We start from the raw sequence: 20,584 nt of genomic DNA, 5'->3' as shown, positions 1-20,584 counted from the left end.
CAAAATGAAAAACTCCGGGAAAGGCTCCCGGAGTTTTTGCATTGTATCAGTTATAGAATCATTATTTTAAGCTTCCTACCATATCTTCAGGTTTTACCCATTCGTCAAACTGTTCTGCAGTTAATAAACCAAGATTAATAGCCTCTTCTTTCAATGTTGTTCCGTTTTTATGGGCTGTTTTAGCAATTTTAGCCGCATTTTCATATCCGATATGAGTATTTAAAGCCGTTACAAGCATTAAAGATTTGTCTACCAGTTCTTTAATTCTCTCATGATTCGGCTCAATACCTATTGCACAGTGATCATTGAATGAAATACATGCATCGGCAATCAGTTGGGCAGACTGTAAAAAATTATAAGCCATCACCGGTTTGAAAACATTCAGTTCATAGTTTCCCTGAGTCCCCGCAAATGAAATGGTAGTATCATTTCCTAAAACCTGGGCACAAACCATCGTCATTGCTTCATTCTGAGTAGGATTTACTTTTCCGGGCATAATGGAAGATCCCGGCTCATTCTCTGGAATATGAATTTCCCCGATTCCGGAACGGGGACCTGATGCCAGTAATCTTATATCCTGAGCAATTTTGTATAAAGAAACAGCCAGCTGCTTTAACGCTCCGTGAGATTCAACAATGGCATCATGTGCAGCAAGGGCTTCAAATTTATTTTCTGCAGTAACAAAAGGATGTTTGGTAAATTGAGCGATATATTCTGCTACTTTTACATCATAGCCTTTAGGAGTATTCAAACCTGTTCCTACAGCAGTTCCTCCCAATGCCAGTTCAGAAAGATGAGGCAATGTATTTTTTAAAGCTCTCAATCCGAATTCCAATTGAGCCACATACCCGGAAAATTCCTGTCCAAGAGTAAGTGGAGTAGCATCCATCAGATGGGTTCTCCCGATCTTTACAACATCTTTGAATGCTTTTGACTTCTCAGCCAACGTGTTTTTTAGTTTCTCAACAGCCGGAATGGTTACTTCCACTACTTTTGTATACGCTGCAATATGCATGGCAGTAGGATAAGTATCATTCGAAGACTGGGATTTATTCACATCATCATTCGGATGAATTTCAGATTTTTCACCTAATGTTCCGCCGTTATTGACATGGGCCCTGTTGGAAATCACTTCATTCACATTCATGTTCGACTGTGTTCCGGAGCCCGTCTGCCAGATTACCAAAGGAAACTGGTCATTCAATTTTCCCTCCAGAATTTCATCACATACTTTCGCGATCATATCTCTTTTTTCCACAGGAAGCACTCCAAGATCCGTGTTGGCATAAGCTGCAGCCTTCTTCAGATAAGCAAATGCTTCAATGATTTCGTGCGGCATTGAACCTTCAGGTCCTATTTTAAAATTGTTTCTTGAACGTTCCGTCTGTGCTCCCCAAAGTTTATCTGCAGGTACCTGCACTTCTCCCATGGTGTCTTTTTCTATTCTGTAATTCATAGTGGTTAAAATTTGTACGATCTTTTATTTTTAAGGCCAAAAAAATGTTGATATTATTCATGTTTAATAAAAAAAATAATGTTTTGGCTTTGTTTATTTAGCTTTTATAAAGGTACTTATAAACTCATAAACCTCCAATTTATAATCATTATAAATATCAATTTAAGTGACTGATTTTACTCATATTTTTTTAAAGGAGGTGTATTTTTGTACAAACAAAAAATTGAATGGATTTTAGATATCAGGATCCGTATCCTATTCAGAAAGATGATACGGTGTACAAAAAACTTACATCAGACTATGTGAAGGTTGAAAAACTGGGTGACAGAGAAATTTTAACAGTAGATCCGAAAGGACTGGAGTTATTGGCTGAAGAAGCAATGGCAGATGTTTCTTTCATGCTTCGTTCTTCACACCTGGAAAGCCTTAGAAGAATCATTGATGATCCTGAAGCTACCGATAATGACAGATTTGTTGCCTATAACCTTTTGCAGAATGCTGCAGTAGCTGTAGAGGGAGCTCTTCCTTCATGTCAGGATACAGGTACAGCAATTGTAATGGGGAAAAAAGGAGAAAATGTTTACACAGGAGTAGATGATGGTGAATACCTGAGCAAAGGAATCTTCAATACCTATCAGAAGAGAAACCTAAGATATTCTCAGGTGGTTCCTTTGACGATGTTTGATGAGAAAAATTCCGGATCAAACCTTCCTGCACAGATTGATATCTATGCTAAAAAAGGAGATTACTACGAATTTTTATTCTTAACAAAAGGTGGAGGTTCTGCCAACAAAACATTCTTGTATCAAAAGACAAAATCTTTACTGAACGAAAAATCTCTTGAAGAATTCATCAAAGAAAAGATTTCAGACCTTGGTACGGCTGCATGCCCGCCTTACCACTTAGCATTGGTAATCGGAGGAACTTCAGCAGAAGCCAATCTTGCAGCTGTTAAAAAAGCGTCAGCAAAATATTATGACAATCTTCCTACAGAAGGAAATGAGGCCGGACAGGCTTTCAGAGACCTTGAATGGGAAGCAAAAGTTCAGAAAATCTGCCAGGAAAGTGCCATCGGAGCACAGTTTGGAGGAAAATATCTTACGCATGACGTAAGAGTAATCAGACTTCCGAGACACGCAGCATCCTGTCCTGTAGGAATGGGAGTTTCTTGTTCTGCAGACAGAAATATCAAAGGGAAAATCACAAAAGAAGGGATTTTCCTTGAGCAATTGGAACAGGATCCGAAAAGATTCTTACCTGATACTCCTCCACACCTGGAAGAAGCTGTTGAAATTAACCTTAACAAGCCAATGCCGGAAATTCTTGCCGAACTATCTAAATATCCGATCAAAACCAGATTAAAACTGAACGGAACTTTAATCGTAGCAAGAGATATCGCTCACGCAAAAATCAAAGAAATTATCGACAGCGGGAAGCCAATGCCGGAATATTTCAAAAACCACCCAATTTATTATGCAGGACCTGCAAAAACTCCGGAAGGAATGGCTTCAGGAAGTTTCGGACCTACTACTGCCGGAAGAATGGATGTTTACGTAGACGAGTTCCAAAGCCATGGCGGAAGTATGATCATGCTGGCAAAAGGAAACAGAAGTAAAGATGTTACCAATGCCTGCGGAAAATACGGAGGTTTCTATCTTGGATCTATCGGAGGGCCGGCTGCCATCCTTGCCAAAGACAATATTGTATCTGTAGATGTTGTAGACTTCCCTGAATTAGGAATGGAAGCCGTAAGAAAAATTGAAGTAAAAGACTTCCCTGCATTCATCATCACCGATGATAAAGGCAACGATTTCTTCGCAGATCTTGCCCACTAATTAGTTTAAAATTAAAATAAATAACAAAATAGAACGCTGATCTTTTGTGTAAAAGGGAAAAAAGTTCTATTTTTGCCTAAAATCTTTAAGAGAATGATAACGATATTATCAGCATTTTGGCCGTTCTACCAGTTCCTTTGGACTATATTCTTCATTACTATGTTCTTAGTAGGATTCTGGTGTATTTTCATGTTCTTCGGATTAGTAATCCCAATGTGGCTAACTGAAGGTTTGAAAGAGTATTTCGGAAAAGTAAAGCCTTTCGACCCTGAAGATATCAGAAGAAAGCTTATTTCTGAGCAGGAAGGTGTAGAAGTTATCTATAGCGAGCCTAAAGGAAACGGACCTTTCCTTCACGATCACGGACATCATCATTAATTGATTGTCATTGCTTTTTCACCTGAATTCTGAAAAAGTAATATCAAAGCAAAACAACATATATAAACCGCTTAAGCAATTAAGCGGTTTTTCTATTTATTATTCCTCAGGCTTTCCGGAGATATTCCGAATTTGTTTTTGAAGGGCCGCGTAAAGTTTTTCTCTTCTGTAAATGAAATATTTGATGTGCAGCGATGAAAATACTCGTCATGAAGAAAAATTTATACTATATTCGATAAAAAATAATAAATGAAAAAGTTTTATTCTGTTGTTTTTCTGCTGATTACATTGGGTGTTTTTGGGCAGATCAATTATACGATTTCTCCCAATCCATTCAATGAATCTGATGCTGTTACGCTTACGGTTCCGGGAGATCAGATTGATGAATCTTCCTGGGGAGTTTCCAATAATGCCATTTATATCTGGACATGGTCTTTTGATACCAATTATCAGAACAGTCAGGATTGTCCTACCAATGGAAGCTGGAACAATTCCAATGACCTGAATAAGCTGAATTATAATGCGGCAACAGACAGTTATTCACTTACTTTTGCTCCCACAGCTTTCTTTGGAAGAACGGGGATAGGAAGGTTTGGGTTTTTATTAAAAGATAAGACGGGATCACACCAGACTTCACCTGATATTTTTGTAAACGTAGGTACTTTAAGCTTAACGCTTACAAATCCATTAGTGAACAGCCTCACTTCAGTTCCTGTAGGAAATTCCATTACTGTTACTGCTACAACCAGTACCAATGCAACATTTCAGTTAAAAGCAAACGGAACTGTTGTTAATTCTACAACAACTCCTTCACAATCTTATTCTTACAGTTATACAGTCACTCAGGATGCCAGTATGGAACTTGTGGCAACACAGGGAATCAATTCCAAGGCAGCGGCATTTATTGTACAGGTTCCAAGAAATGTTGTTTCTCAGGCAATACCCAACTGGATCAGACAGGGAATCAATTATGATCCGACAGATCCTACCAAGGTGGGATTGGCTTTATATGCTCCGGGGAAAAGTTTTGTACATGTCATCGGAAGTTTCAATAACTGGACGGTGAATGATACGTATCTGATGAATAAAGATACCACAAATCCTGATCTGTACTGGATTGAGCTCAATGGAATTACCCCTCAGCAGCTCAATACTTTCCAATACAGAACCAATGATTTAAGAAAAGTAGCAGACCCCTATTCGCCGCAAATCTTATCTTCCTATGATGATCCTTGGATTTCGGCTTCTACCTATCCAAATTTGCCTGCATTTCCTGCCGGACAGGGCTTTGAAGTGTCAATATTTAAAACAGGTCAGACCGCTTATAACTGGCAGGTTACCAATTTTCAAAGACCTGCGAAACAGGATCTTGTAGTCTATGAATTACTATTGAGAGATTTTACACAGGAAAAGAACTGGCAGTCATTGATCAATAAAATTTCCTATTTAAAAAACTTAAAAATCAACGCTATAGAATTAATGCCCATCATGGAATTTGATGGAAATCTTTCATGGGGATACAATACTTCCTTCCATTATGCACTGGACAAAGCCTATGGTACTCCCGAAAAATTCAAAGAATTTGTAGATCTATGCCATCAGAACGGAATTGCAGTCATTCTGGATGTTGCATTTAATCACGCTACAGGACGTTCTCCTCTGGTAAGACTCTGGAATGTAGACCCGGATGGTGATGGCTATGGAGATGTTGCGGCCAACAATCCTTACTTCAATCAGGTTCCGAAACATTCATACAACGTATTTAATGATTTTAACCATACAAGCCTTTCAACGCAATATTACGTTGAGAGATGTCTTGAGCAATGGCTGACTGAATATCACATAGACGGATTCCGCTGGGATTTAACCAAAGGATTTACACAAAGCTGTTCCGAAAATGATGAACCCTGTACCAATGCCTATCAGCAGGACAGAGTGGATATTATGAAGCATTATGCAGACAGACAGTGGGCGATTGATCCCAATTCTTACATGATCTTTGAACATTTGGGAACAGATGCGGAAGAACAGCAATGGGCCAACTACAGAATAGCCGAAGGAAAAGGCGTTATGCTTTGGAACAAGCAGACAGATCCTTACAATCAGAATACGATGGGATATAAGGAAAACAGCAATTACGATCGAATGAACCACAGTCTTCACGGTTTTACCAATATGAGTGCTGTAGGCTACGGAGAAAGCCACGATGAAGAAAGACTGATGTTTAAAAATCTTGCATACGGTGCAGTGAACGGAAGCTACAATGTGAAAGACCTGAATACCGCTCTTGAAAGAATGAAAACCTTCGGTGCTACTTTCTTTACTATTCCAGGTCCGAAAATGATCTGGCAGTTTGGAGAATTAGGATATGAATTCAGCATCAACAGATGCGCAGACGGAACTATCAATAACGGATGCAGAACCGATGAAAAGCCTGTTGCATTCACTTTAGGATATGATACCAATGCGAACAGAAAGGCTGTTTATGATACATGGGCTAAAATCATCAATATCAGAAATACCTATCCGGTTTTTAAATCTAAGACCTACAGTATAGAATCCAATAACCTTACGAATGATCCTAATGGTCTCATCACAAGAATTTATGTATATGATGCAGCTATTACAACAGGAATAAAGAATGTTGTCGTATTGGCTAATTACACAACCTCAGCACAGAATGTAGTCCCTTATTTCCCTTACACAGGTCAATGGCAGAATCTGATGGACAACAGTATTTTGAATGTAGCTTCCACAACAACTCCGGTCACTTTACAGCCGGGAGAATTCAGAATCTTTGGAAATTATACAGGAGCTTTGTCTACTATAGATACCAATGCTGCCAATAAGTTATCCCTTCAGATTGCAGATAATCCTGTTCGGAACGGAATCGCTAAACTCATTTTCAGTAAAGCAAAAAACGGAGAGATTCTGATTTTTGATATGACGGGTAAAAAATTGGATACTTTCAAACTGGATAAAGAGAATGGAGCTTATAATATGAAGGTTAATTATCCGGCAGGAACGTATCTTGTGCAGTTGAAATCGGATACAGGAATAGCTATTCAAAAGATGATGATTCAATAAGCTAAAACATAGAATAATAATAAAGGCAAATTTGCAGATCAGCAGATTTGCCTTTTTTTGTAAGTTCAGAAAAATAGTCTACTTTTGCAGTAGATTTATCAAGAAAGGTGGAGGGATTTGGCCCGGAGAAACCTTAGCAACCTGCACAATTCCAGCGTGTAAAGGTGCTAATTCCAACCCTTTGGGAGAGATAATTGAAGTCAATACTCTATATGAATTCCATTTCTTGAAGTCTTGTATATCTGCGGAAAGATCCGTCAGATTGGTAGTATTAATTGGCAAGAACAAAAAATGAAAAAATTAAGCACAGCTGTACTATTGCTTGGAGCAATTCTGGTAGCCGCTCAGGAAAGTGAGGAAAAAGGAAAACAGATCGAAGATATCATCATCGTCGGAAACCGAAATGTTAAAAGAACAAAGCTGGAAACGCCGGTTCCTGTAGATGTTATCAATATCGATAAAATCCAGAGAAGTTCTCCGCAAATGACCGCCCAGGATCTCCTGAATTATGTGATCCCTTCATTTAATGCAGTGAGACAGTCTGCTTCTGATGGAACAGAGCATATTGATCCCGTAACGTTAAGAGGAATGGGTTCTGATCAGGTTTTAGTATTGCTTAACGGGAAAAGAAGACATTCTACTTCTTTGGTCAATTATCAGAATACAGTAGGAAATGGCTCTGTAGGAACAGATTTGAGCACTATTCCGGTTATTGCTATTGACCGGATTGAAGTCCTGAGAGACGGAGCCGCCGCACAATATGGCTCTGATGCTATTGCGGGAGTCATCAATATTATTCTTAAGAAAAATGCCGGAGCTTCAGCAAGTCTTACCTACGGATTAACCGGAAGAAATGATGGTGATACTTACCAGGCAGGAGTTAACTATGGAACTTCATTAGGAAAGAAAGAAGGGTATATTAATCTTTCATTACAGCTAAGCCACAGAGGAAAAACCACAAGAACACAAAATCACGACCTGGATATTTTCGGAGATAATTTTGCGTATGAATTTGCAGGTGACGCTGAAGCTGTAAAAGCAGCCAGAGCTGCGGATGATGCCGAAATTGAAAAAAGAGGGTTGACCCGTGATGATTTTAATTTTCAGATCGGAGATGCCCAGATCAGACAGGGACAGCTGTTTTTCAATTCAGAATACCCTTTTAATGATCATTTTAAACTCTATTCTTTCGGAGGTTTCAGTATTAAAGAAGGAGAAGGGTTTGGCTTCAGAAGACTGCCAAGCGAAAAGTCTAATGTGGTTTCATCCATTTACCCGAATGGTTTTCAGGCAATTCTTGGGTCTCAGGTATATGATATTTCTTATGCTGTAGGAGCAAAATATAATGTTAATGACTGGCTATTCGATGTAAGTAATACATTCGGGAGCAATACCTTCAATTATAATGTAAGCCATACCAATAATGCTTCTCTAGGAGCAAAATCACCAACAGATTTTTATGCCGGAGCACACAGCTTCCTTCAGAATACGGTGAATCTTGATGTTTCCAAAAATATAAACCGCTTCAATATTGCTTTCGGTGGTGAATTCAGGTTTGAGCAATACCAGATCAAAGCGGGTGACGAAGCATCTTATACTCAATATGACGTCAATGGAAACGTTGCCACTGAAGGATCTACAGTGTTGGGAGCAGGCGGATCTCAATCCTTTATCGGATTTTCTCCCAACAATGCACTAAAGAAAGACAGACATTCCACCGCGGTATATGCAGATATTTCTTATGATTTAGATAAAAAACTCAATATTGACGCCGCTGCCAGGTTTGAAAATTATTCGGATTTCGGAAATACCTTGAATGGAAAACTTGCGCTACGATATGAATTTGTAAAAAATTATGCCATAAGGGCAGCTGTTGGGACAGGATTCAGAGCACCATCATTGCAACAGCAGTATTTTAATAATTCCTATGCGGATATTTCTACTTCCGGTTCAAAGATTGTGACCAAAGGAATATTCAGCAACGATAGCGAAGCCGCTAAAATTCTTGGATTTGATAAACTCAAACAGGAAACCTCAGTCAATGCAAGTGCAGGATTGACATTAAAACCATTAAAAGGACTGTTTATTACAATAGATGGTTATTTCATTAAAGTAAAGGATAGAATCGTGATTACCAGCAATATTACAGATAAAAGGCTGGATCAGTTTAAGGTAGAAAGCGGAAGATTTTTCGCCAATGCTATTGATACAGAAACGAAAGGAGTAGATGTAGTGGTTTCCTATGACTGGATTCTTGGGAATGGAAAATTAAATATGAATCTTGCCGGAAACTATACGGAAACAAAAATTACAGATTTTCATTTTCCTGAAAACTTAGGAACGCCTCAGGATCAGTTTTTTGGTCCCGATCAGATCAATATCATTGAAACACTGTCTCCCAAAACAAAAGCTTCATTAGGATTAAATTATGGAATCGGAAAATTCAGTTTTCTCGTAAGAAATACCTATTTTGGTAAGGTAATAAGAGATGGTTATCCGTTTGGAGACGTGCAGGAATTCTCACCAAAAGTAGTGACAGATATCAGCGTTGGGTATGATATCACCAAAAGTATCAATTTTACAGTAGGAGCCAACAATATATTTGATGTCTTTCCGGACCGCCAGATTTATAAAAATTCATATTATGGAGTATTCAAATATGCACCGGTTCAGATGGGAACGTTGGGGAATTATTTCTTCGGAAGGCTTAATTTTAACTTTTAATCATTAAATGAGTACTGCCTCACATCAGATTGGCTGGAAAACAGCCGCAGCCATTGTCGTTTCCAATATGATCGGAACCGGAATTTTTACCACCCTGGGATTTCAGCTTTCTGATATTACCAATACCTACAGCATTTTCCTGCTGTGGAGCATCGGAGGAGTTCTCGCTTTGTTCGGGGCTTTTTGTTACGCAGAACTGGGTTCCCATTTTAAAGGAAACGGAGGCGATTTTATTTATCTCAAAGAAACCTATCATCCGATATTCGGATATCTCATAAGCTGGATTTCACTCATCATAGGATTTTCCTCTCCCGTAGCGCTGGCAGCTTTGGCTATGTCAAAATATCTTTCGGTATTTGATTATAGCTTCGGAAACGGTTTTGCGATATCTGTGATCTTTCTGGTTGCGGCCGCACTGTCATTTAGCTTGAAAACATCCAGCAGGTTTCATAACTTTTTTACCTTCATTAAGATAGCTTTTATTATTGTACTGATTATTCTTGGAGTAGGAATTTCAAATTCACCACAGATGGGCAATAGTCTTAATTTCAGCGACAGCTGGCAGAATGAGATCATGCTTCCTGCCTTTGCTACCTCTCTGGTATTTGTGACCTATTCCTATACAGGCTGGAATTCAGCTTCCTATATTGCCGGAGAAATAAAGGATGTGCAGAAAAACCTTCCGAAATCATTGATTATAGGAACTGTTTTTGTGACGGTGAGCTATATTCTGGTGAATTATATTATGCTGAAACATGCTCCTGTAAATCAGCTGGCAGGAAAAGAAGATGTGATGGGCGAAGCAGCAGTCAATATGCTTGGACCGGCTTTTGGAAAAATTGTCAATATTTTTATTGCTCTACAGCTGGTTGCAACGATTAGTGGGTATCTATGGGTAGGATCAAGATTAACACAGGCTTTTGCAAAACATACCTACATCTGGAAACCCTTATCTGCAGGTAACGAAAAAGGAATTCCGGTAAGAGCTATTTTTACCCATGCCGTGATTGCAGCCATCATTATTTTAACGGGAAGCTTTAAAGAAATTTTTGTTTATACTGCTTTTATTTTACAGCTTTTCGCAAGTCTTGCGATCTCAACGGTTTTCTTCCTGAAGAAAAAAGACAGAAAAATCTTTAAATCTAATGCTTTTCATATTTTTCCGGCTGTTTTTCTGTTATTCAGTATGTATATCCTTTATTTTACATTCATTCATAATCCTAAAGAAAGCCTGATAGGATTAGGAATTATTGCAGTAGGAATTGTTTTATATGTAATAGACAGAAGACTCTCCAAAAGATCTTAGAGCCTGAATTCAATATCATACACCATTTTATAATTAAGTTTTTCGCCTATCCCTTTTATTGATAATAGCATCGACAGGCTCAGCCTGACAATGCTCAAAAATTTGGGTTGGTATTCGGCTTGTCACCCTGAGCCTGTGGAAGGGTTCTTAATAAGAAAACCTTTGTTAATCATTAATCTCTAGTATTGATTAAAAGGATAAGCCAGAAAGTTTTTTTGACTGTTTGCCCTTTTACCCCTAATGCTCAAAAATTTATGATGATTCGGAATTTTAATTTTGAATTAATAATGCTTATCTTTGCACCCACAAAATTTCTACAATGTCTAAATCATTAATTCCAAAATTAGAAGCTATAAAACAAAGATATAATGAGGTGGCAGACCTTATTATACAGCCTGATGTCATTTCAGACCAAAAAAGATATTCTTCTTTGAACAAAGAATATAGTGATTTGGGAAAAATTGTAAGAGTTTATGACCAGTACAAAGGCGCTTTGGACAGTATCGCAGAATCTGAAGAAATCATTGCAGATGGTTCAGACAGAGATCTGGTAGATCTGGCTAAAGAAGAAAAAATGGAATCTCAGGCTAAACTTCCGGGATTGGAAGAAGAGCTGAAAGTATTGCTGATCCCTAAAGATCCTGCCGATGACAAAAACGTTATCGTAGAATTACGTGCCGGAACAGGAGGTGATGAGGCAGCTATCTTCGTGGAAGATATCTATAGAATGTATACCATGTATTTCAAAACAAAAGGATGGAGACATGAAGTGACAGATTCTAACGAAGCAGCGAAAGGATACAAAGAACTGATCATGAAAGTGGAAGGAGAGGGTGTTTACGGAATCATGAAGTTTGAATCCGGAGTTCACCGTGTGCAGCGTGTGCCTGAAACAGAATCTCAGGGAAGAGTACACACTTCCGCCATTACCGTTGCTGTTCTTCCTGAAGCTGAAGAAGTAGATTTCGAACTGAATCCTGCAGATATTGAAATGCAGACTTCCCGTTCAGGAGGTGCCGGAGGTCAGAACGTAAACAAAGTTGAAACGAAAGTTCAGCTTACCCACAAACCTTCAGGACTTGTTGTGGTTTGCCAGCAGGCTCGTTCTCAGCTCGCTAACCGTGAGTTGGCAATGGAAATGCTGAGAACAAAATTATACGATATCGAATTGCAAAAAGTGCAGGGGGATATTGCAGCACAGCGTAAGTCTATGGTGTCTACAGGAGACCGTTCTGCAAAAATTAAAACCTACAATTACCCGCAAGGTAGAGTTACAGACCACAGAATCAATAAGTCTATGTACAACCTTGACGCCTATATGAATGGTGATATTTCTGAAATGATTGATGCAGTAATCATGGCAGAAAATGCAGAGAAGATGAAAGGGGAAGAAGAAAATTATTAAAATTACAATCAATAAAAACAAAGCCTCTGACTTTTCAGGGGCTTTGTTTTTCCCAATAACAAAACAAAATATCAACTATGAAAAATTACAAAATTATTTTCCTGCTGCTGCTTACCGTGATGGGACAGCAGCTGATGGCTCAGACAGAAGTAAAAAAACCTAAAGAAGCCTTTGAACTCTTCTTTGGAACTTTTGTAAATAATGATGACACGGCATTGAATAAACTGAATGATTATTTAAAACCTACAGTAGACGGACAGATTGCCTATCAGGTGGATTTTAAAGAAACTTCACAGGAAATGATCAATGGCAGTGTAGATAATTTTCTTGCCGCTTTTCCTAAATCTACAGCAGCAGATTGTAAAAAAGAAGCTGAAGATTATTTCAACGCTATGTTTGGAAACTTTAAAACCGGAAAACTTACCGTTAAAGACGTAAAAGTAGTTCCGAATGAGCATGTTGAAGGGCAAAAAATTGCAGAAATAAACTATTCCGTAAGCTTCCTGGTGCCATCCAAACTGACTTCGGGCCCCAAAGGAGATCTGAAAAAAATAAAAACGGAAGACCTTAAAAAATATTTAATTCAGGCAGTTCAGGACTTTAAAAAGGCAGATAAAACTGTTACCACAGATCAGAAATTCAGCTTATACGAACTGAAAGAAGGTGATAAAATATATTACTGGAACGGAAGCCCGGATGAGATTGTTTCCAACCTTACCGATTTTTATTTTGAAAGCTTCGGAGCCAATGAATAACTCTATAAGATCATAAAGAATAGAAAGTCCCGATATAACGGGACTTTTTTTATTTCATATACTTTACGTATTTTTGAGAAAAACCGATCAGTATGAATTTTAAACCTATATTGTTAACGGCTGGAGTACTATTTTCAGCATCTTTTTATTCTCAGAAAATGAATTATCCTAAAGCGTTAAAAGGAAGCCAGACAGATACCTATTTTGGTACCGCTGTTTCTGATCCCTTCAGAGATCTGGAAAATGATTCCGAACCTACCAAAAAATGGGTGGACGAAGAAGTGGCTTACAGCCGGAATTACCTTTCTAAAATTCCGTTCAGGGATAAAATTAAAAATCAGTTGAAGGAAATCTGGAACTATGAAAAGATTTCAGCACCTTTCAAAGAAGGAGATTATACCTATTATTATAAAAATGACGGTCTGCAGGCACAGTCTGTTTTATACAGAACGAACAACAAGACCAATGCTACAGAAGTATTTTTAGATCCTAATAAATTTTCAGAAAAAGGAACTACTTCTCTTTCCAATCTTTCTTTCAACAAAAAAGGAAATCTTGCGGCGTATTCTATTTCTGAAGGCGGAAGTGACTGGAATAAGATCATCATCATTGATGCTGTTACCAAGAAACAAATTGACGAGACTTTACTGGATGTGAAATTCAGTGGAATTTCATGGCAGGGAGACGAAGGTTTCTATTATTCAAGCTATGATAAACCGAAAGAAGGAACTGTACTTTCCGGAATGACGGATAAGCATAAAGTATACTTTCACAAATTAGGAACAAAACAGTCTGAAGATAAACTGATTTTCGGAGGTGAAAAGACACCAAGAAGATACCTGAACGCTGGTGTTTCTGAAGACCAGAGATATCTTATCATTTCTGCAGCTAATGCAACCAATGGTAATGAATTATATATCAAAGACCTGAAAAAAGGAGGAGACTTTGTACAAATTGTAAGCGGATTCGATATCAATGCTGACATTGTAGATACACAAGGTGATGATCTTTTCATTTTTACAGATAAAGATGCCCCGAATATGCGTCTTGTAAAAACTACAATCGCTAATCCGGCTCCTGCAACATGGAAAGATGTAATTCCACAGACAGAAAATGTACTGGGAATCTCTTCTGGGGGAGGCTATTTCTTTGCAACTTATATGATTGATGCCATAGATCAGGTAAAGCAGTTTGATAAAACAGGAAAACTGGTTAGAGAAATTACACTACCGGGTAAAGGAAATATTTCAGGATTCGGAGGAAAAGAAAAAGAGAAAGATGTTTATTTCTCTTTCAGTAATTATATTACACCAGGAACTACTTATAAATTTAATGTAGACTCAGGAAAATCTGAAATCTATCAAAAGCCTAAAGTGAAGTTTAATCCGGATGATTATGTTTCAGAACAGGTATTTTACACGTCAAAAGACGGTACAAAAGTTCCTATGATGATCAACTATAAGAAAGGAACAAAGCTGGATGGTAAAAATCCTACTATTCTATACTCTTACGGAGGTTTCAATATCAGTCTGCAGCCTTCATTCTCTGTAGTAAACGCTATCTGGATGGAAAATGGCGGCATCTATGCTGTTCCAAACATCCGTGGAGGAGGAGAATATGGTAAGAAATGGCATGATGCAGGAACAAAACAGCAGAAGAAAAACGTTTTTGAAGACTTTATCGCTGCCGGAGAATACCTTCAGAGTAAAGGATATACTTCAAAAGAATACATGGCGTTGTCAGGAAGGTCAAACGGAGGATTACTGGTAGGAGCAACAATGACCATGAGACCGGATCTGGCAAGAGTTGCCTTCCCTGGAGTTGGAGTTTTGGATATGCTGAGGTATAATAAATTTACTGCCGGAGCAGGATGGTCTTACGACTATGGTACTGCAGAGGACAGCAAAGAAATGTTTGAATACCTTAAGTCCTACTCACCTGTACACAATGTAAAAGCAGGAACGTGCTATCCATCTACAATGATCATCACCAGTGATCATGATGACAGAGTAGTTCCGGCACACTCGTTCAAATTCGGAGCAGAACTTCAGGAGAAACAGGCATGTAAAAATCCTATTCTACTGAGAATTGAAAAAAATGCAGGTCATGGAGCCGGAAGATCAACAGATCAGGTAATCAGTGAAAATGCAGATCTTATATCATTTGCTTTATTTGAGATGGGAATAAAGAAATAATTCTAAAAAAGTGCAATATTTATTAAACCGACTAATTTGTTTAAAATTAGTCGGTTTTTTTATGGAGTTGTTGTTTATAATTCTTATTTTTATGCCGGATATTTAAAGTTTATTAATTCTAAATTAATTAGGTAATTATGAAAAAAAGAATTTTACTGGTTTGTGCATTGGCTGCTGGGCTGTCCAGCTTTAATGCGCAGAGGTGGGAACCGGCCTCGCAAAGAACATCAGAGATCAGAAAAGAAGTAGAAGTTCAGTATGCTTACAGGTTTGATTTGCAGTCTCTTAGAAATATTCTGAAAGACGCTGTAGAAACAGGAAAAGGAGCTCAGGCGGTTATTGTATCTCTACCAACTGCGGAGGGAAAAATTGAAAAATTTGCTGTTTATAGTGATCCTGTTATGGAAAAATCTATGGCAGAAAGATACCAGTTGGGTTCTTACGTTGGTGTAGGAGTAGATGATCCTGGTAAATATGTAAGATTCAGTACTGCACCTACTGAAATGCAGTCGATGATTATCAAAGACGGAAAATTCCAGTTTATAGAACCTATTACTACAGATAAGCAGGTTTATGGTGTTTTCTATAAAACGAAAAGAACAGAAGCGGACCATGGTTTTGAATGTACTACCGAAGAGAAAAATTTCAAAGATATTAAATCATTGGAAGCCTTTGGAAAAAAAAATCTTTCTAACGTAGGGATTACAAACAGACCTGCCAGTACAAAATTCAGAACCTATAGATTAGCTCTTTCTACTACAGGAGAGTATACAAAGAAATTTGATCCTACTGGGGGAGTAACCAATACAGTTACTCAGATGAACGCTACTATAACCCGTGTAAATGGCGTTTTTCAAAAAGATTTTGCAATTAAACTGATTATTCAGGATCTTCCCAACATTATATATACAGACCCAGCAACAGACCCTTATACTGGAAACTTAAACTTACAGCTTCAGCAAACCTTAACAGCTCAAGTAGGGAATGCGAATTATGATATGGGGCATGTATTCAATGCTGCTGGAGGTAACGGAAATGCTGGATCTATCGGATCTACATGTGTTGATCCTGCTACAGCTACTTCATTAGCAAAAGGATCTGCGTTTACACAGAATACCAATCCAACAGGAGATCTTTTTGATATTGATTATGTTGCGCATGAAATGGGACACCAGCTTGGAGGAAACCATACCTTTTCACATGCTACGGAAGGCTCTGGTGTAAATGTTGAGCCGGGCGGAGGAACAACAATTATGGGATATGCCGGAATTACTCAGGACAATGTACAGGCTAATTCGGATGCTTATTTCCATTATTCTTCAATTAATCAGATTCTTAATAGCTTAGATGCCAAGACTACTTGTGGGACGTCTGAAAATATTACAAATAATACTGCCCCTACTATTGCAGCCCTTACAGCATATACTATTCCAAAGGGGACACCTTATTACTTGGATGCATCTGCTACCGATGCTGAAGGTGATGCAATAAAATATACCTGGGAGCAATATGACAGTGTAAATAATCTTACTTCTATTTCCGGAGACAGTGGTTGGGGATACAATGCACAAGGCTCAATTGCAAGATCTTTCTTCGGAACAGCAAGTGGAAGAAGGTATTTTCCGAGCTTACCACTTGTAATGGCAGGAAAACTTACTAATAAAGCTACTTGGGAAACAGTTTCTTATATACCAAGAATACTTCACTATGCGGTAACTGCTAGAGATGAAAATGCTTTGAGACCAATGCTTGTTTCTTCAGAAACAACCCTTACTGTAGGAAATGACGGACCATTTAAATTTAATGGAATTACTTCTTCGACAACCCTATACAATAATGCATCAAATACAATTACCTGGGATGTTGCTAATACCAATGCCGCACCATATAATGCAAGTAATGTAAAGATTGAGTATACTACAGACCTTGTTAATGGATCTGCATGGACAGAATTAGTAGCCTCCACTCCAAATACAGGATCCTATACAGTACAGATGCCTGCAAATCTAACAGGCGCAATCAAATTAAAAATTTCAGCTATAGGAAACGTATTCTATGCAGTATCTCCACAAGTAACTGTAGGTACAGCCCCTACATCTACTACAGCAGCTCCTACAGGAGTATCTGCCTTAGCATCTGAAATCTTAAAAACTACAGCAAGATTGTCTTGGAATAACGTTCCGGGAGCTACTTATTCTATTAACTATAGAAAAGTAGGAGAAACAAACTGGCAGAATACAACAAGCTCTGTAAACTCTGTTTTATTAAGTAGTTTAGAGGATGAAACTAATTATGAAGCTCAGGTTGCAGCTGTTGTGAATAGTGTTCCGGGAACATTCTCAACAAACTATGTATTTAAAACAAAAGGATTAACTACAGGAGCAGATTATTGTCTTATGACTACAGGAGGAAATAACCTGAATGCACCGTATTATAGTGGCCTTATTCAGCTTAACTTATCTAATCTCGCTTATTTCTCTGGTAATCTCGCCACTGCAGCAAAAACTTATCTTGATTTCAGTGATGATCCAACGAAAATAGTTAATTTAACAAAAGGAACCCAATATACAGCTTCATTTAGAAATTTAGGTCATGATTTGGGTACATATAATGACTTCCTTGAAATCTGGATCGATTATAATAGAAACGGAGTTTTTGAATCTACGGAAAAAGTAGGGTCTAATTCAGCAGTTCCTGTATATAATGATGCAAGCCAGCTTAGCTTCCATGATGGAACAATTACATTTACGGTACCGGCAACTGCATACGCAGGTGATAAAACATTGAGAATGAGGGTTGCAAGTACATTCTTTAATGCAGCCACAGGACCATGTGGTGTTTCATCCGTTCCTGTACAGGGAGGAGGAGTTATTTCTACAGGAGGCTTCAGAGACTTTACTGTAAAAATTGCAGAAACTCTTGCTGTAAACGAAACAAAAGATGTAAAATCAACTGAAATTTCAATCTATCCAAACCCTGCAGATACTTTCGTAGAGGTGAAAAATCTGAAAGGAAAAGCAGATTATAAAATCTATACTGCTGACGGAAGATTAGCTCAGGAAGGTCAGATTGACGGACAAAGAATCAACGTTGCTTCATTAATCAAAGGGATGTATGTGATCACTATCAAAGATGATAAAAATACTTACAATACGAAGCTTATCAAAAAATAAGTAGAGTATATATCAATAAGAATGGCCGGGCATTTGCCCGGCCATTTTCTTTTACTAAATTAAAGTAAAACAGAATATTAACATAAGTTTCATGTTTCGTTCAAAAAAATTAACTTTACGGGGACAAAAATAATTGGAATGCGAAAGACAATTTCTGTGAAAAAACCGGATTTTAGTGTATCATCTCAGGAAAGAGAGATTTACAATTTTGAAAAAGACGGTCTTGAACTCAAATCATCCTATGAAAAAAAAGATGTAAAAGATGAATCATTAACGCAGACTTCTCCAGGAATTGCTCCCTATCTGAGAGGGCCGTATTCCACCATGTATGTTCAGAAGCCATGGACCATCCGTCAATATGCGGGATTTTCCACCGCCGAAGAATCCAATGCCTTCTATAGGAGAAACCTTGCCGCAGGTCAGAAAGGCCTTTCAGTTGCATTTGACCTTGCAACACACAGAGGATATGATTCCGACCATTCAAGAGTGGTAGGAGATGTAGGAAAAGCAGGAGTAGCCATCGACTCTGTGGAAGACATGAAGATCCTTTTCAATGAAATTCCACTGGATCAGATTTCAGTATCCATGACCATGAACGGCGCTGTACTTCCTATCTTGTCTTTCTATATCGTAGCAGCAGAAGAGCAAGGAGTAAAGCAGGAATTACTGTCAGGTACCATTCAAAATGACATTCTGAAAGAATTCATGGTAAGAAATACTTACATCTATCCGCCGGCACCTTCCATGAAGATCATCGCAGATATTTTTGAATATACTTCTCAAAACATTCCGAAATTCAACTCTATTTCCATTTCCGGATACCATATGCAGGAAGCGGGTGCTACACCGGTACTTGAAATGGCATACACGCTGGCAGACGGCCTTGAGTATGTAAGAACAGGAATAAAAGCAGGAATGAATGTAGACGATTTCGCGCCAAGACTCTCTTTCTTCTGGGCAATCGGGATGAATCATTTCATGGAAATTGCGAAAATGCGTGCCGCAAGATATATCTGGGCAACTCTTTTAAAACAGTTTAATCCTCAGAATCCAAAATCTCTGGCTTTAAGAACCCATTCCCAGACTTCCGGGTGGTCTTTAACAGAGCAGGAACCTTTCAATAATATTACAAGAACAGCTATTGAAGCGTTGTCTTCCGCATTAGGAGGAACACAGTCTCTTCATACCAATGCATTGGATGAGGCTATTGCCCTTCCTACAGATTATTCAGCAAAAATTGCAAGAAATACACAGATCATTCTTCAGCAGGAAAGCGGAATATGTGATGTGGTAGATCCAATGGGAGGAAGCAACCTCGTGGAGAGCCTTACTCAGCAAATGATCGAAGAGGCGATGAGGTACATTGATGAGGTAGAGCAGGAAGGAGGAATGACCAAAGCCATCGAAGCCGGAATTCCAAAAATGAGAATTGAAGAAGCTGCCGCGAAAAAACAGGCTAAGATCGACAGTGGTGAGGAATTCATTATCGGAGTCAATTCATTCAAGTCCTCACTGAAGCAGGATCAGATCGAAATCTTAGACATTGACAATACCGAAGTTCGCAGAAAACAGATTGAAAGACTGAATACAATCAAAGCAGAAAGAAATACTGAAGCTGTAGAGCAAATCCTGAACGAAATCCGCCAAAGCGCTCAGACAGGAAAAGGAAACCTGCTGGCATTATGCATCGAAGCAGCCAGAAGAAGAGTTACCCTTGGTGAGATGAGCGATGCCATGGAAGAAACATTCGGAAGATATAAAGCAAATATTAAAACAATCTCTGGTGTATACGCAATGAATGCCGGTAAAAATGAATACTTTGAAAAAGCCCTTCATCTGACTCAGAAATTTGAAGAAGAAGAAGGACGCCGCCCAAGACTTATGGTCGCTAAAATGGGACAGGATGGACACGACAGAGGTGCTAAAGTTGTAGCCACAGCATTTGCAGATATGGGATTTGACGTGGACGTTGCTCCATTATTCCAGACCCCTGAAGAAGTGGCAAAACAGGCTGTAGAAAATGATATTCACATTTTAGGTGTTTCTTCATTAGCCGCCGGACACAAAACATTAGTTCCGCAGGTTGTTGAAGAATTATCCAAACTGGGAGCAGATGATATTACCATCGTTGTGGGAGGAGTAATTCCGCAGCAGGATTATGAATTCCTGTATGCCAATGGGGCAGATTTTATTTTCGGGCCTGGAACCAACCTTCCGAAATGTGCTGTGGAAATTTTAGAAAGATTTTTAGAAAAATAATCAGAAAAGCT

General features: G+C 38.5%; 11 protein-coding genes and 1 riboswitch. Of the genes, 10 read left to right on the top strand and 1 reads right to left on the bottom strand.

Going from position 1 to position 20,584, the window contains the following annotated elements; genetic code table 11:
• Nucleotides 1-61 precede the first annotated feature (61 nt).
• Nucleotides 62-1,456, bottom strand: a complete 1,395-nt coding sequence (fumC, locus tag ACODR7_RS05030) for a class II fumarate hydratase (RefSeq protein ID WP_488837772.1) — start codon at nucleotides 1,454-1,456, stop codon at nucleotides 62-64.
• A 227-nt stretch (nucleotides 1,457-1,683) separates the two neighbouring features.
• Here fumC and ACODR7_RS05025 point away from each other — a divergent pair, with 227 nt between their 5' ends.
• The 10 genes from ACODR7_RS05025 (at nucleotide 1,684) to scpA (ending at nucleotide 20,573) form a co-directional block, all read left to right on the top strand.
• Complete coding sequence (locus ACODR7_RS05025) at nucleotides 1,684-3,291, top strand: fumarate hydratase (protein ID WP_277115522.1); 1,608 nt, start codon at nucleotides 1,684-1,686, stop codon at nucleotides 3,289-3,291.
• A gap of 93 nt (nucleotides 3,292-3,384) precedes the next feature.
• Entirely contained in the window at nucleotides 3,385-3,669 is a 285-nt protein-coding gene (locus tag ACODR7_RS05020; RefSeq protein WP_170872059.1) for a hypothetical protein, read from the top strand.
• Nucleotides 3,670-3,918: 249 nt separating this feature from the next.
• Nucleotides 3,919-6,756, top strand: a complete 2,838-nt coding sequence (locus tag ACODR7_RS05015; RefSeq protein ID WP_488837770.1) for an alpha-amylase family glycosyl hydrolase — start codon at nucleotides 3,919-3,921, stop codon at nucleotides 6,754-6,756.
• Between the two features lie 92 nt (nucleotides 6,757-6,848).
• A riboswitch (SAM riboswitch) is annotated at nucleotides 6,849-6,953 on the top strand.
• Nucleotides 6,954-7,047: 94 nt separating this feature from the next.
• Nucleotides 7,048-9,480 carry a TonB-dependent receptor plug domain-containing protein gene (locus tag ACODR7_RS05010; protein ID WP_488837768.1) on the top strand — a complete coding sequence of 811 codons (2,433 nt, stop codon included), beginning with the start codon at nucleotides 7,048-7,050 and terminating at the stop codon, nucleotides 9,478-9,480.
• Nucleotides 9,481-9,487: 7 nt separating this feature from the next.
• On the top strand, nucleotides 9,488-10,786 hold the full coding sequence (locus tag ACODR7_RS05005; RefSeq protein ID WP_488837766.1) for an APC family permease: 1,299 nt from the start codon (nucleotides 9,488-9,490) through the stop codon (nucleotides 10,784-10,786).
• A 319-nt stretch (nucleotides 10,787-11,105) separates the two neighbouring features.
• Entirely contained in the window at nucleotides 11,106-12,191 is a 1,086-nt protein-coding gene (gene prfA / locus ACODR7_RS05000; RefSeq protein ID WP_110367628.1) for a peptide chain release factor 1, read from the top strand.
• A 77-nt stretch (nucleotides 12,192-12,268) separates the two neighbouring features.
• Complete coding sequence (locus ACODR7_RS04995; RefSeq protein ID WP_488837765.1) at nucleotides 12,269-12,946, top strand: hypothetical protein; 678 nt, start codon at nucleotides 12,269-12,271, stop codon at nucleotides 12,944-12,946.
• A gap of 92 nt (nucleotides 12,947-13,038) precedes the next feature.
• Entirely contained in the window at nucleotides 13,039-15,141 is a 2,103-nt protein-coding gene (locus tag ACODR7_RS04990) for a prolyl oligopeptidase family serine peptidase (protein WP_488837764.1), read from the top strand.
• Nucleotides 15,142-15,278: 137 nt separating this feature from the next.
• Nucleotides 15,279-18,314 carry a reprolysin-like metallopeptidase gene (locus tag ACODR7_RS04985; protein WP_488837762.1) on the top strand — a complete coding sequence of 1,012 codons (3,036 nt, stop codon included), beginning with the start codon at nucleotides 15,279-15,281 and terminating at the stop codon, nucleotides 18,312-18,314.
• Nucleotides 18,315-18,452: 138 nt separating this feature from the next.
• Entirely contained in the window at nucleotides 18,453-20,573 is a 2,121-nt protein-coding gene (gene scpA, locus ACODR7_RS04980) for a methylmalonyl-CoA mutase (RefSeq protein ID WP_488837761.1), read from the top strand.
• The last annotated feature ends 11 nt before the right edge of the window (nucleotides 20,574-20,584 follow it).

It is taken from the genome of Chryseobacterium sp. FG46 (assembly GCF_057809135.1).
Note: the sequence above shows the minus strand (reverse complement) of the source record. Positions and strands in the feature narration are given on the sequence as shown.